This window comes from Flavobacterium sp. (assembly GCF_013823965.1).
Lineage (GTDB): Bacteria > Bacteroidota > Bacteroidia > Flavobacteriales > Flavobacteriaceae > Flavobacterium.
On the sequence record NZ_PNNA01000095.1, the window covers coordinates 91455 to 107004 of the forward strand.

General features: G+C 34.4%; 13 protein-coding genes. 3 read left to right on the forward strand and 10 right to left on the reverse strand.

Features of this window, described 5'->3' with window-relative positions:
* Positions 1-37: 37 nt before the first annotated feature.
* On the reverse strand, positions 38-772 hold the full coding sequence (gene truA, locus C0430_RS11505) for a tRNA pseudouridine(38-40) synthase TruA (protein ID WP_290870096.1): 735 nt from the start codon (positions 770-772) through the stop codon (positions 38-40).
* A 254-nt stretch (positions 773-1026) separates the two neighbouring features.
* On the opposite strand from truA, the gene C0430_RS11510 reads away from it, so the two are divergent.
* Positions 1027-1521 carry a metallophosphoesterase family protein gene (locus tag C0430_RS11510; RefSeq protein WP_290870099.1) on the forward strand — a complete coding sequence of 165 codons (495 nt, stop codon included), beginning with the start codon at positions 1027-1029 and terminating at the stop codon, positions 1519-1521.
* A gap of 96 nt (positions 1522-1617) precedes the next feature.
* On the opposite strand, the gene C0430_RS11515 is transcribed toward C0430_RS11510, so the two are convergent.
* A complete protein-coding gene (locus tag C0430_RS11515; protein WP_290870102.1) occupies positions 1618-2031 on the reverse strand; it encodes a DUF4293 family protein in 414 nt (137 codons plus the stop codon).
* A 180-nt stretch (positions 2032-2211) separates the two neighbouring features.
* On the opposite strand from C0430_RS11515, the gene rho reads away from it, so the two are divergent.
* A complete protein-coding gene (rho, locus tag C0430_RS11520; RefSeq protein ID WP_290870105.1) occupies positions 2212-3984 on the forward strand; it encodes a transcription termination factor Rho in 1773 nt (590 codons plus the stop codon).
* A 375-nt stretch (positions 3985-4359) separates the two neighbouring features.
* On the opposite strand, the gene C0430_RS11525 is transcribed toward rho, so the two are convergent.
* The 8 genes from C0430_RS11525 to C0430_RS11560 all read right to left on the reverse strand — a co-directional run bounded on the left by C0430_RS11525 (position 4360) and on the right by C0430_RS11560 (position 12977).
* Entirely contained in the window at positions 4360-5463 is a 1104-nt protein-coding gene (locus C0430_RS11525; RefSeq protein WP_290870108.1) for an endonuclease, read from the reverse strand.
* A 4-nt stretch (positions 5464-5467) separates the two neighbouring features.
* On the reverse strand, positions 5468-6691 hold the full coding sequence (locus tag C0430_RS11530; protein WP_290870111.1) for a methyltransferase domain-containing protein: 1224 nt from the start codon (positions 6689-6691) through the stop codon (positions 5468-5470).
* Positions 6692-6807: 116 nt separating this feature from the next.
* A complete protein-coding gene (locus C0430_RS11535) occupies positions 6808-8769 on the reverse strand; it encodes a KUP/HAK/KT family potassium transporter (protein ID WP_290870114.1) in 1962 nt (653 codons plus the stop codon).
* 122 nt (positions 8770-8891) lie between these two features.
* On the reverse strand, positions 8892-10124 hold the full coding sequence (locus tag C0430_RS11540; protein ID WP_290870117.1) for a hypothetical protein: 1233 nt from the start codon (positions 10122-10124) through the stop codon (positions 8892-8894).
* A 226-nt stretch (positions 10125-10350) separates the two neighbouring features.
* A complete protein-coding gene (locus C0430_RS11545; protein ID WP_290870120.1) occupies positions 10351-10806 on the reverse strand; it encodes a sensor of ECF-type sigma factor in 456 nt (151 codons plus the stop codon).
* 6 nt (positions 10807-10812) lie between these two features.
* On the reverse strand, positions 10813-11229 hold the full coding sequence (locus tag C0430_RS11550) for a hypothetical protein (RefSeq protein ID WP_290870122.1): 417 nt from the start codon (positions 11227-11229) through the stop codon (positions 10813-10815).
* A 33-nt stretch (positions 11230-11262) separates the two neighbouring features.
* Positions 11263-11805, reverse strand: a complete 543-nt coding sequence (locus tag C0430_RS11555) for a sigma-70 family RNA polymerase sigma factor (RefSeq protein ID WP_290870132.1) — start codon at positions 11803-11805, stop codon at positions 11263-11265.
* A gap of 62 nt (positions 11806-11867) precedes the next feature.
* Positions 11868-12977 (reverse strand): transcriptional regulator, encoded by a 1110-nt coding sequence (locus C0430_RS11560; protein ID WP_290870135.1) that lies wholly within the window; start codon positions 12975-12977, stop codon positions 11868-11870.
* A gap of 304 nt (positions 12978-13281) precedes the next feature.
* Between C0430_RS11560 and C0430_RS11565 the strand changes: the two genes are divergently transcribed.
* Entirely contained in the window at positions 13282-15318 is a 2037-nt protein-coding gene (locus C0430_RS11565) for a dihydrofolate reductase (RefSeq protein WP_290870138.1), read from the forward strand.
* Positions 15319-15550 lie beyond the last annotated feature (232 nt).

Here is a 15550-nt window from a genome sequence, read left to right on the forward strand (position 1 = left end):
CAATATCTATTTTCTATTCTTTACTCTCTTCACTCTTTTACAAATAATCATATTCAATTTTCGTCAAATATAATCCGTGTGCCGGAACAGAGAAACCAGCCTTTTCTCGGTTTTTGCTTTTAATAATTTCGTTGAAATCATCCAAGGTGATTTTGTGCAATCCCACGTTTACAAGAGTTCCCACGATGGCGCGAACCATGTTTCTCAAGAAACGATTGGCCGAAACAGTGAATACAATCTTGTTGTTTTCTTTTGTCCAATATGCTTCAAAAATAGTGCAATCAAAAGTGTTTACATCAGTGTTTACTTTTGAAAAACATTGAAAATCCAAATGGTCAAACAATAATTTTGAGGCTTCATTCATCAAATCCAAATCTAAATCTTGATGAAAATACCAACTTCCATCCTGCAAAAAAACATCCTTGAAAGTATTGATGTGGTATTCGTAAGTTCTTTTCTTGGCGTCAAAACGAGCGTGTGCTTCGTCCAGAACGGGAATAATGTCATAAACCACAATGTCTTTGGGCAAGTAGGAATTGAGTTTGTGTATCAAACTAGAAACAACAATTGGTGTTTCAAAATCAAAATGGGCAAACATTTCTTTGGCATGAACTCCCGTATCTGTTCGTCCAGCTCCCATAAGATTGATCTCGGTATTCAATATAACCGAAACCGCCTTGTTCAGGGTTTCCTGAACGGAAGAAGCATTGGGTTGGTATTGCCATCCATGATAATTGGTTCCGTTGTATGCCAGTTTTATAAAATATCTCAAGTTTAGTGTACAGTATCCAGTGTTCCGTTTTCAGTCAATAATGCTGAAAAAGTGTTAGCGAACGAGTTAATAATGGCAAATTTACAAAGATTTAAGTTGATTATACTTTTAAAGTTTTCCCAAAACCGAAATTTAAAATCAAGAATCTTCCATCTTAAATTTTAACTTTGCATAAAAACAATAAACTTCGTGACTTAAAATAAAGAGGATGAGATTGCCTTGCCGCTTACCTCGCAATTCCTCGCAATGACAAAATGAAAAAAATCCTCCTACTTTCCGACACGCACAGTCATGTTGACGACACGATTTTAAAATACGTTTCCCAAGCTGACGAAGTGTGGCACGCCGGAGATATTGGCGATTTGATCGTGACCGATACCATCAAGAAACTCAAACCATTGCGTGGTGTTTACGGTAATATTGATGATGAAAAGGCTAGAATGGAATTTCCATTGCACAATCGTTTTATGTGCGAAGAAGTTGCTGTTTGGATTACCCACATTGGCGGTTATCCAGGAAAATACAATCCAAATATTAAAGCTGAAATGAATGCAAATCCACCAAAACTATTCATTTGCGGACATTCCCATATTCTAAAAGTAATTTTCGACAAGAAAAATAATCTTTTGCACATGAATCCCGGAGCTGCAGGAAAAAGTGGTTTTCACCAAGTGAGAACGATGTTGCGTTTCGTTATTGACGGCGATAAAATAAAAGATTTGGAAATCATTGAAATAGGGAAGAAGTAAGTGATCAGTGGCAGTTTACAGTTTAAAAAATACCACAAAAAAACCCGAACTTTTACATTCGGGTTTCCTTCGCACTAATAAACTAAGTTTATAGGATTATCTCAACCTGTCCACAGATTTTACAAGATCTTCGTCCTTTTTGATGGCCTTGTTAGCCAAAACTAACAACACGATAGCAACAATAGGAAGAAACATCCCAATACCTTTCTCAGAAACAGCCAGTGTTTCTCCAGATAAATTTAGTGAACGATAGACAAACAAGCCTAATAAAATTAAATTTAAAATCATGTTCAATCTGCCAATAACAAATTGATTTTGTCTCTTTTTATATGAAATGATACTCAACAAGGAAAGTGTCGTACTCAATCCCAAAATCACTACATATACTTGATTTTGCATAAAAAAGTACGCTTTACCATCAGCCATTGTCCACAAAGGGATGAAGAACGGTATAACACCAGTTACCAAAAAGGCAAGAAGTAAATATAGGGTTTGAATTCTTTGTATCATTGTTTAAATTTCTTTGACAAAAATATATTTTCTTTTCAATAAATACTATTGTATCATAAAATTTATTCGTATTATTGCATAACAAATCCGTAAGTACTTCATTCTTCGGTGAATTCAAAATCAAAAATTTACTACACACTTTTAGAGTATTCCCAAATTATTTAAACTCACAGAACATTTATGTTTGATATTTCTGCATTAAAAGAAATGAAGCTTTCCGAGCTTCAACAAATAGCTAAAGCTGCTAAAACAATTAAATTTAACGGAGTAAAAAAAGAGGCATTAATCAGCCAGATTTTAGAACTTCAATCGGCAAACCCCGATTCATCTTCAGACAATAAAAAGTTAGAAAACAAAACTGAAGACAATAAACCAAAAAGAACCAGAATTGTAGCTCCAAAAAAAGTGGCAATTGAAAAAAATTCCAACTCTTCCCTTTTTCCAAACGAAGAAATCCCAGTGGCAACAGCTCCTCCGGTTGTAGAAAAAGAGGTCAAACAAGAAGCAATACCTGAAACAGTTGAAAAGAAAGTAGGCAAGGCAATTAAATTTAATAAATCAGCTTACGAAAAGAAGATGGCTTTGCAAAAGCAAAAAGAAGAAGCAAAAGCTGCCACTGACGACAATGAGCCTTCCAAAGACAATGCCAAAGATTCAGAAACTACCACTCCTGAAAACCCCGAAGTTAGCATTCCCGCAAAAAAAATAAACCCAAATCAACTTCACAAACAAAACCAAAATCAAAATTCCAACGCAAATCCAAACCAAAACAATAATGGAAATGCAAATCCCAATTTTAAAAACAAGAAAAACAATTTTAGAGATTCGGATTTTGAATTTGACGGCATAATAGAAAGTGAAGGAGTTCTTGAAATGATGCCTGATGGCTATGGTTTCCTTCGCTCCTCGGATTACAATTATTTGGCTTCGCCTGATGATATTTATTTATCCACTTCGCAAATTAGATTGTTTGGACTTAAAACCGGCGACACCGTAAAAGGTGTGGTACGTCCTCCAAAAGAAGGCGAAAAATTCTTTCCATTGGTTCGCGTTTTAAAAATCAATGGACATGATCCGCAAGTAGTTCGAGACCGAGTTTCTTTCGAACATTTAACGCCTGTTTTTCCTTCTGAAAAATTCAAATTGGCCGAAAGACAAAGTACCATTTCCACTCGAATTATCGATTTGTTTTCACCAATAGGAAAAGGCCAACGTGGCATGATCGTGGCGCAACCCAAAACGGGTAAAACCATGTTGCTAAAAGACATTGCAAACGCCATTGCTGCCAACCATCCAGAAGTTTATTTGATTGTTTTATTGATTGATGAACGTCCGGAAGAGGTAACTGACATGCAACGTAGCGTTCGTGGTGAAGTAATTGCCTCCACATTTGACAGAGAACCTCAGGAACACGTAAAAATTGCGAATATTGTTCTCGAAAAATCAAAACGATTGGTAGAATGTGGACACGATGTCGTGATTTTATTGGATTCGATTACGCGTTTAGCAAGAGCTTATAACACTGTGCAACCAGCTTCTGGAAAAGTGCTGAGTGGTGGTGTGGATGCCAATGCATTACAGAAACCAAAACGATTTTTTGGAGCGGCCAGAAATGTGGAGAATGGAGGTTCATTGAGTATCATTGCCACCGCATTGACTGAAACTGGATCGAAAATGGACGAAGTTATCTTTGAAGAATTCAAGGGAACTGGAAACATGGAATTGCAGTTGGACAGAAAAATTGCCAACAAACGTATTTTCCCAGCGATTGATTTGACTTCTTCCAGCACAAGAAGAGACGACTTGTTATTAGATCCAAAAACCTTGCAAAGAATGTGGATTATGAGAAAATACCTTTCAGACATGAATCCTGTGGAAGCAATGGATTTTATCAACGATCGTTTCAAGAAAACCAAAAATAACGAAGAGTTCTTGATTTCTATGAATGATTAAAAGAGAAAAGAATTAAGTTAGTGATAATGCTAAATGACAAGTGACACAGAAAATTTGATAATGAATAGTCAATAGAAATTAATCATAACATCAAAAATAAAATAAATTATGTCAAGAGTTGTAATGGTAATAGGTTTAGTAATCGCTTTTATAGGTTGGATTTTATATCGACTTATAATTAAAAAAGATTTAAATAAAAATTTAAATAATTTATACCTTGGATTCTTTTTTATAGGAATATGGGCGTTTTTTTATTTTTTCATTGTTGAATATTTTTAAAAATCTTGTAACAAAGAGAATAGTATATAGATTTAACACAAAAAAGTCCTCGAATTTCGAGGACTTTTTTATTAACTTTTTAATCAAATTTTGAAATTAGTTCACTATGATTGACTTGGTTGTTGACTGATTGTCAGACGTCATTTTCAACAAGTAAAATCCTTGTGGCAAATTATCTAAAGTATAGGCTTGGTTTTCTAAAGTAGGTTTTTTGATAACTTGCATCAACTGACCGTCGATATTGATTAAATCAATTTCATCCAAAACAATGTCAGTTTGTATTTTTATTTTGTGACTGTTTGTTGGATTAGGGTAGATGGAAATGTTGGCAAATTTGTCGAAAGTGTCTGTAGCCAATATAATGCTTGGCCAACGGTTTTCGGCTGCAGTTCCACCCCAAATAAGAGTTGCTAAATACGGATTGTCAATAAAAGGATTTCTATTTCCTTGCGCATAAGTATTAGCCGTATTTCCGTGATATGTATTTCTGGCGTCTTCAAATGCCGATACGGGATCTTCCACATTCCATTGGAGAAATAAATTCAACATATTAGGGTCAGAAACCGGTGAAGTTCCAGTTCCCACATTTATTGGTAAACATTGCGTTCCATAACGCAAATACATATACATCATCATTCGAGCCACATCGCCTTTCCATTCGTCTCCTGGATACCAACCGCCAGCAACATTTCCGGAATTTCCACTTCCTGCTGCGTAGGTTAAATTCCCACGTGTACCATTCCATTGTACATCGGCAGGACGAATATGATGGGCATCTTCACCAGCATCACTACTTGAATTATTTGCAGTTCCTCCATCTTGTAAAGACGGAGTACCTAATGATTTTGCATAAGTATGTTCGCGATTCCATTGGCCATTATTACCTCCGTTATTGTTTTTATCTCTGGATCTGTCATTGGTAACACTATTATCAGAACCGTTTTCCCATCCGTAAATTAACAGTACATTATTGGAATTGTTTGGATCTAAATCGGTCATTTTCGAAGCTTCCCAAACCCCGGGAGTATAGGATAAAAGGTTGGTATGTGTAGAAGTAATTTTAGTTGCCAAAGCATCTTTTAATGCGGTTCCGGTTAAAGTCCAATTTGAACCATCATAATAGGGAGTCGCTGGAGCTCCAGCTTGCGCGAATACTAAACTTATGTAAAGAAGTGAAAGGATTGAGTAGATTTTTTTCATGCTATTATATTGATTCATTTTTTCTTTCTAACAAAGCCATATAAAAACCATCAAAACCAGATTCTGAAGCTAATATTTTACGGTCTTTTATAAACTCAAATTGTTTTCCAATGTCTGTAGTCAAGAATTTTTTTACCTGTTCTTGATTTTCAGAAGGCAAAATGGAGCACGTTGCATAAACTAATTTCCCGCCAGGTTTTACAATTTTAGAATAATTTTCCAAAACTTCAGCTTGTACTTTTCGAATATTGTCGATGAATTCCGGTTGCAATTTCCATTTGGCATCCGGGTTTCTTTTGAGAACTCCAAAACCGCTGCAAGGTGCGTCAATCAAGACTCTGTCGGCTTTTTCGTGAAGTTTTTTGATCACTTTTGTCGTATCGATAATGCGATATTCAATGTTGAAAGCGCCATCTCTTTTGGCTCTTAACTTTAATTGTTTCAATTTGCTTTCGTACAAATCCATCGCAATCAATTGTCCTTTATTTTCCATCAAAGCGGCAATGTGCAAGGTTTTTCCACCGGCACCGGCGCAAGTGTCCACTACGCGCATTCCTGGTTTTACGTCAAGGAAAGCGGCAACGAGTTGTGAATTGGCATCTTGGACTTCAAAAAAACCTTGTTTGAAAGCATCTGTCAAGAAAACATTGGCTCTTTCTTTCAGAACCAAAGCATCCGGTTGATCTTTCAAGTATTCGGTTTCAATGTTCAAGTCCATTAAGATGGCTCTTAATTGTTCTTTGGTCGTTTTTAATGTGTTTACTCTAAGAATGACTTTGGCAGGTTGGTTTTGGGCTGCAATTTCTGTTGCCCAAACTTTTTCGCCTAATTCTTTCACGCCCAATTCGTCCATCCAATCCGGGATAGATTCTTTTACGGCTCTTACTTTTGAAAGTTCGTCAAATCGTCCTTTTATTTTTCTTTCAGGAGTTCCTTCCAGTTGGCGCCAATCGGGAATAGGATAGCCTCTCAAAACTGCCCAAACCGAAAATATTCTCCAAAGATTGTCTCTGTCGAAGGGTTCTTTTACTTCGGCGATTTCAGCGTATAATCTTTTCCAACGTACGATTTCATATATGGTTTCGGCCACAAATTTTCTATCGGAGCTTCCCCAACGTTTGTCTTTTTTTAAGGATCTTGCCACCACTTTATCGGCATATTCGCCTTCGTTAAAAATGGCATTTAAGGCGTCGATTGTAGTGTAAACTAAATTTCTGTGTAATCTCATTTTAAATAATTGAGGTGCAAAGGTACTACTAAATGATTGAATGTTGCTTTAATATTTTTACAACAAAAAAACACTGGTTTGAAACAGTGTTTTTAAGTCGTGATTAAAGATGAGTTTTAATGAACTCTGGTTAAACCAATATTTTCTGGTGCATGAAGAACCATTGGGAATTTCTCCACTTTCACAGAACTGCTGTCTAAACCGAAGGCACTTTCTTCGGACAGGCTCAATTTTTTGATGAAGAAGTACGAATTCATGATTATTTTTTCGAAAAAAGTCAAATCGCTATCATTGGATAGGTATTTTTCGGACAGTACAAATTTGAAATCACCTATGATATTGTTTTTATTCAAGGATTCATACCTACTGGTTACGTCAACCTCTCCTTTTTTTACCATATCCGTGATTACTTCTTTGAACATGAGGTTAATTTTTGTTGGTTCTCTAAAACCTAAATTGAAATCGACTCTAAACAAGGTGTCTTCAGCAATTTCAACAACTTTGTATTCTGTTTTATAAGGAATGTTTAAAATATTGACGTGGACAAACCAATATATATCGGCTCGTTTTGGTCTTTTTCGTAAAATGGAGTACATTACTTTTTCCTCGATTTCATCAGCTCTTCCTGCATTTGTCATATAAATCAAATGGGTAGCATATTTTGGTATCGATAAATCGTCACTTAGTTCAGATAATACTTTTTTGTAATCTTCTAATTTTACAATTTGAGTGTAGCTTTTGTTAATTTTCTTGGCAAAATACCAAATGGTCATAACAGAAATAAGAATGAAAGCGATAATCAATGTAACATATCCGCCTTCTGCAAATTTTGTGACATTGGCGATAAGAAAACCGAATTCAATGGTTAAATAAACAGTTATTAATGGAACCATAAAATAGAGTTTTACTCTTTTCATTATCATGTAATAATTGAGTAATATCGTGGTCATTATCATGCATAAAATAATGGCCAATCCATAAGCGTGCTCCATATTGCTGGATTTTTCGAAGTGCAATACCACTCCAACACACCCAAAAAACAACAACCAGTTTATTGATGGGATATACAATTGGCCTTTTAATTCTGAAGGGTATTTAATTTTTACTTTTGGCCAAAAATTCAATCGCATGGCTTCATTTATCAATGTAAACGAACCGCTTATCAATGCTTGGGAAGCAATTACTGCTGCCAATGTTGCAATTATGATTCCTATGGGTTGAAACCAATCGGCCATAATTAAATAGAATGGATTTCCATTTTCGCCACCTAAACCCACTAAAGTTTGACCTTCATGATGAATTAGATACGCAGCTTGTCCAAAGTAATTTAAAACCAAGGTAGTTTTTACAAAAATCCAGCTGATCCTGATATTTTTTCGTCCACAATGTCCCATGTCCGAGTATAAGGCTTCGGCTCCAGTGGTACAAAGAAAAACAAAACCCAAAACGTAAAATCCTTCCGGGTGGATGGATAATAAATTATAGGCATAATAAGGATTAAAAGCTTTCAGGACTTCAGGATGTTGTGCAATTTGCAACAATCCTAAAACACCTAACATTCCGAACCAAAGGAGCATCATTGGGGCAAAAAATTTCCCTACCAATTTCGAACCAAATTGTTGAATGGTGAACAACACGAATAAAATCCCAATAACGATAGGAACCGTATTTATTTCTGGATAAAATGTTTTAATTCCCTCCACTGCCGATGATACAGAAATGGGCGGCGTGATTATTCCGTCGGCAAGCAAGGCGCTTCCTCCTATAATGGCTGGAACAATCAACCATCTTATTTTTGTCTTTTTTACTAAGGCATACAATGCAAAAATTCCTCCCTCACCGTGGTTGTCAGCACTTAAAGTGATTAGTACATATTTGATGGTAGTTTGTAGCGTAAGAGTCCAAAACACGCAAGATATTCCTCCTAAGACTATATCTGCATTTATCAAATGGGAACCAATTATGGCTTTCATTACATACAACGGAGAGGTACCAATATCACCGTAAATTATTCCTAATGAAACTAATAACCCACCTAACGTCAACTTACTGTGTAAGTCCTTATGCGAAATATTCATAATGTATTTATATAAAAAAACTTTTCAAATTTACTGTTTTTAAATATAGAATTGATTTTTATGTAAAAAAAATAAAAAAACACGGTTATTTAGACCGTGTTTTAAATTGCGTCATGAAGAAATCAGGATCTTCTGTTTCCATTTCTAGAGGAATTATTATCTCTGGAAGATGAATTTCTGGAAGATGAATTATCACTTCTGGATTGCGTGTTTTGTTGAGCGCTTACGTTTGGAACTGCAGACCTGTTTTGGGAATAATTCCTTTGTGGTTCCGTTCTTTGTTGCGATGATGCTCTTTGAGATTCGGCTCTGTTTTGAGCATAGTCTCTTTGTGAACCAGCTCTTTGTTGATAGGCTGAATTTGGCGATTCATTTCTATTCGAATACTCTCTTTGTGGAGCATTTACCCTTGGAGATGCAGTTTTGTTTTGAGAATAATCTCTTTGATAATCCATTCTCTGTGGAGCATTTCCTCTTTGAGATTCATTTCTGTTTTGATAATTGCCACTTTGATAATCTGATCTTTGTCGCGTTGCCAATCTGGAAGATTCATTTCTGTTTTGAGAATAGCCAACATCATTTCTTGAACCCGAATTCCTGATGTTTCGTTTTTGATCTAATTCATAACGATTAACCACATTGGAATTTCTTCTTTCAAAAGAACGATTCGGATTTTGTCTTTCATAGCCATTTGAACGTCTTGCATTGTACATATTTAGGGCATAACTGCTTCTTCTATGATTTACATAATTGTAATTGTTGTAGCTGTAATAAGTATTAAGACAATAGTTTACATTATTTCTATATCTAAAAACTGGATATGGATTCCATGCATAATAATAACTTGGATAATAATTCCAAGACCAGCTAGAATAATAGGGACGATAATTTGAAAACCAAAATGAAGCATAAATCAGTGGAGTAGTATAATATACGGGTTCATAAATATAATTAGGCCCATACATATAGGTATTTCCCACGACTTGTATGTGTACTTTATTGTACCTGTCTTTTTCCACTTCAATAGTGGCAACATCTTGATAGACATCTTGATCGAGAACGGATTGTATGATAACCAAGTGTGTTCTATTTTCTACAGATTCGATAACTCGCAAATAATCTACTTGGTTGTCATTATTCAAATCTAAATTTGATATTTGTAATTGTGGATCATTCAATCTTCTTTCAAATTCCTGTAGATTATTTGAGTCTCCAAAAATGGAAGCAACAACTCTTAAATCTAAATTATCACTAATTTCAGAATTATTTGCGTTTACGATAGTTCTATTTTGTCCTTCCATTTGTGTTGCAAACACAGAAGTCATCAGGGTCAATAACAGTAGTTGAGTTTTCATGATTAATGGTATTAAGTTATTTAATTATGATCATCCAATTACTGTGCCAATAAAATATAACTCTAACCAATATTATTTTATTTTGTATTTTAAGTACTTTAAAAACAGTTGTTTATGTCTTGTTTTATTTTAAAAATAAATATCAAGAACAAATTTTAAATAAAAAAAAACCAAGAAACAGATTGAACTATTTCTTGGTTTGTTAAAGTATTAAAAGAATAAAAATTTATTTTTTCATGCCTTTGTTACGATATTGTTGCAGCAATTTTCTATTGAAATCATCCTCGGCTTTTTTCAATTTAATAATTTTAATTGAAGGCAAGACTCCTTTTAGGTTGGTGATAAACTTTTTACGAAGTTGGTACAATTCATCCTCATTACTTTCCATCTGGGTTAGTAGGGCAGAAGCTTCTTTTTCGCTCATTTTGCTTAAAGCTTCATCATCCATTCTAACCCTGAAGGTTTTCATGTTTTGATGTCTCAATTCAAACTGTTTGTCGTCAAAAGTATTGTATATTGGCCAAAACTTGGCAGCTTCCTCTGTTGTCAATGCCAATTCATTGGTTATAAAACCAACTTTCAAGGCTCTTATCTGCTCTTTCTTTTCACTCATTGGCGGTTGTGCAAAAGTGTGAATCGAAACTAAAAATAGCATAATCAGCAATATTCTGTTTGTTTTCATGGGGTTTTAATTTAATAAATAGTGTTCTAAATTTTGATTTTCAGAAAGTTCATTTTCTATTGTTTTATCTTCTATTTTCAATCCGATATCTATTTTTTGAATGTCTTTTTCGTCCAGAAGATTAACTAAATCCGCATCGGAAATAGAGGTGTTGTAGGAAATGTAATTTTCCAGAGTGGCATCATCAATATCTGGTGATGATTTATAAAAATTAGTATAAACCACAGGAACGACCATTGCCAAAACTAAAACAGCTGCAGCAGCGTAAATCCAAGATTTCCTTTTGGAAAAAAGCGAAATTCTTTTGGGTTCTGCTTTTGGTAATTGTTGCATTACTCTTGCCGAAAAAGTGTCAAAGTAATTTTCGGGAGTTTTAAATCCTGATTCAATTTTGGGTTCGTTATCTAGTTTAAATGTTTTCATAATATGTATTAGACTTCAATATTGGCAAAAAGTTTAATTTGTCGTTATAAAAGCTTCTATTTTTTTTACGGCATAATGGTAGGAAGCCTTTAAAGCACCTACGGATGTACCCAGGATTTCTGATATTTGTTCGTATTTCAACTCTTCAAAATATTTCATTTTGAAGACCAATTGTTGTTTTTCGGGTAATAAAGCAATGGCTTTTTGTAACTTGATTTGAATTTCGTTTCCATCAAAATAAATGTCGGCTTTTAGATTATCGATGACTTTATTTTGCAATGTTTCCGAATTAACTCCATTCATTTTTGCTTTTTGATTTAAAAAAGTCAAAGCTTCATTGGTGGCGATGCGGTAGATCCAAGAAAAAAGTTTGCTTTCGCCTTTAAATTTATCCAGATTGCGAAACACCTTTACAAAAGTGTTTTGCAAGACATCATCCGCATCATCATGATTCAAAACTATCGTTCGGACATGATTGTATAAAGGTTTTTGAAACTCTTTCAAGAGTTTTTCAAACGCCAAATTTTGTGTTTTGGGGTTTAATAATTCCTGAATGAATTCCTTTTCTTCTTGCAATGTTATTGTTTATCAATTTAGAATATAATTTATCAAAAAGGTTTAATCAATTTGAAAAAATATTAAAATTCTGAAGGAATTTCCTTTTCTATTTTAGGTTGCGAAACATTTTCTCCGGTTGATTGGGGAATTACTGCTGCAGGTTTTGCTGCCGCTTTTGGTCTTATTGGATAATAAATTTCAGTAGTCCATTTCGACGGATTGTTTATTTCGGTTTTGCCTGTGGTATATATTTCCAGATGGGAAAAAGTGGCATCGGCGGTCAGGTATTTTGAGCGAAGATATTCCTCGGTTTTGTCCAATGCTTTTTTGTTGTGTGAGTAATCTCCCGTCAAAGTTGTTTTTACGGCTTGGAAAGGCGGAAGTGTTTTAGACGAAATATCGCTTCCTTCAATTATAAAAATAGGATCCTTGATAGGAATACAAATCGACAATTTTGTTAATTCCTTGATTTTGTCATAAGTGTGATAAATGATAAACGGTTTTCCGCTGATTGCAATGTTGTTTTTTTTGCAGAAACTAGTGATTTTAGAAAAAACGATACCTGAATTTTTACCCACTTTTGAGAATTCGCTGGTAAATGTTTGCGCCAGATAAAAAGTTTCGGGACGGTTCACTAAACCATCCACTTTTACCGAGTAAGTATTTATTTCGTAATCCAGTTTTTTGTCTAGATTATTCAAACTTTTTTCAAACATCGAGCCAATAATTCCACTTGCACCACCATTAAAAGCGGTCAAAACTTTATACATAAATCCCATTTTTCCTTTAGCTTTCCAGGATACTTTTGTTCCTCCAATGGTATCTTTAAAATACATGGAAACTTCAGCGGCGTTGCCATTGAAATTCATCGTTTGATTGATACTGTCGTTCTCTTTTGTATTCGTTGTTTGAAAGTCGCCAGTACCTTGTTTTCCGTCCCAAGTGAAGGAACTTCCTTTACCAATGGTAATTTCTGAAAGAATTATGTTTATTAGAGAATCTTCCACTGCCAATGAATTCCAGTCTTGCCAGTTTTTTGTGTCGTTCACATAATTGAACACCGCTGATTTTGGCGAATTGATTATTTTGCTTTTTTCAACGGTAAATTCTCCTTTTTGTGTGGCAACAAAAATGGATAATGCTACTAAACTAAGCAACAGCAAAAGGAAAAGATATTTTAAAATTCTCATAATAAACGGGTTAATTTATGATGTAAAGTTAGAAATTTTATTAATACGTTTAACTTCCCCAAAAAAGTATATAATTACTTTTTATGTTCTATTGCTAGACATTTAAACCCATAATTGTCGTTTTTTGAAATTAAATTCCAATAAATCAGAAAGTTGAATTTTGCACATGAACAAATAATTTTGTTTTATAAATTGGCATTATTCTTGGATTTGGTTCTAAATAGTAAACGAATATTTTAATATTTTCAAAGAATGCATATATTTGTTAAATATTATTTATAAAAAACAACTAAATATTTTAATAATGAAATTACTTAAAATCGCAGGTATTTTTATGACTTTGGGAGTTTCTATTGTTTGTGATGCACAAATAACAAAAACTTCTGATGCAAAAATTTCCAAAAAAGACACTTTTGATTATGTTGTCGAACAATTCGCTGACATAAAAGTATTACGGTATCAAATTCCTGGATGGGAAAATCTAACGCTAAAAGAACAAAAATTAGTTTATTACCTTACCCAAGCTGGATATTCTGGTCGTGATATCATTTATGACCAACATTATAAAAATAACCTGAAAATTCGAAAAGCACTCGAGAATATTTATGTTAATTATAAAGGAAACAAAACTTCAGAAGATTGGAAAAATTTTGAAATTTATCTAAAAAGAGTTTGGTTTGCCAATGGAATTCACCACCATTACTCCAATGATAAAATTAAAGCCGGTTTTTCAAAAGAGTATTTCAATGGGTTGATGAAAGCCACTAAAACAAGCCTTTCGCCAGCAATTGTTGACGTCATCTTTAATGATGCCGATGCAAAAAAGGTGAATCTAGATGAATCAAAAGGATTGTTGGAAGGTTCTGCAGTCAATTTTTATGACAAAGGAATTACAGCAAAGGAAGTCGAAGATTTCTATGCCAAAAAATCCAGTCCAGATCCAAAAAGACCTTATTCTTATGGATTAAATTCTAAATTGGTTCGCAATGCCAAAGGACAATTAGAAGAAAAAGTTTGGAAAAGCAAAGGAATGTATGGAGCAGCCATCGACAAAATCATTTACTGGTTGGAAAAAGCAAAAAGTGTTGCCGAAAACCAAAAACAAGGCGATGCCATAGGATTGCTTATAAGTTATTACAAAACAGGAGATCTAAAAACTTGGGACGACTACAACATCGCTTGGTCGCAAGCCACAGAGGGAAATATTGACTACATCAACAGTTTTATAGAAGTATACAATGATCCTTTGGGATACAGGGGTTCTTATGAAAGTGTGGTCCAAATCAAAGATTTTGACATGTCCCAAAAAATGGAAGTTGTTTCTAAAAATGCCCAATGGTTTGAAGATAATTCTCCTTTGATTCCGGAACACAAAAAGAAAAACGTGGTTGGAGTTTCCTATAAAACGGTTGTCGTTGCCGGTGAATCGGGCGATTCTTCTCCTGCAACACCCATTGGTGTAAACCTTCCGAATTCTGATTGGATTCGTGCCGAACACGGTTCAAAATCAGTGTCTTTGGGAAATATTATTGATTCTTATGCAAAAGCGGGCGGAAAAGGGAGATTAAAAGAGTTTGCCAATGATGCCGAGGAAATCGCTTTGGCCGAAAAATATGCTGAACTAGGCGATAAAATGCACACTGCTTTGCATGAAGTGATAGGTCACGCATCGGGACAAATAAATCCGGGTGTGGGAACTCCAAAAGAAACACTTAAAAGTTATGCTTCCGCTCTTGAAGAAGGAAGAGCTGATTTAGTGGGATTGTATTTTGTTTACGATCCAAAATTACAGGAATTAGGTTTGGTTGACGATTGGAAAAAAATGGGAATGGAGTCTTATGACAGTTACATCAGAAATGGATTGATGACACAGCTTGTTCGTTTGGAACCAGGAACCAATATTGAAGAAGCACACATGAGAAACCGTCAGTTTGTAAGTGCCTGGGTTTTCGAAAAAGGGAAAGCTGATAATGTAATCGAGAAATTAACTCGTAATGAAAAAACTTATTTCAACATTACGGATTATGAAAAACTACACGATTTGTTTGGTCAATTGTTACGCGAAATTCAACGCATAAAATCCGAGGGAGATTATGAAGCTGGTAAAGCATTGGTTGAAAATTATGGTGTAAAAGTAGATCAAAAACTACACGCTGAAGTATTGGAAAGAAACAAACAATTTGATTCTGCACCGTACAGTGGTTTTGTGAATCCAGTTTTGGTTCCAAAAATGGATGCAAAAGGAAACATTCTTTCAATAGAAGTAAAACAGCCAAAATCATTTGTGGAACAAATGTTGAACTATTCTAAAAACTACGGTTTTTTACCTCTGGAAAACTAGAAAAAACATTTGATTTTACAGAAAAGGATGTCCTGATTTGGGCATCCTTTTTTTTTGGAATTTATGTAAAAAATATTTTAAAAATTTAAGATAAATTCTTACATTTGAATGACGTTAATTGCAAAGCAAATATTGTTAAATAATAATCTAGCTATCAATTGATTAACTTTTTTTTGTTTATTGATCGTGGCCAATGCTTTGAAATTAAGATGTACTTCGTGGAAACATTATT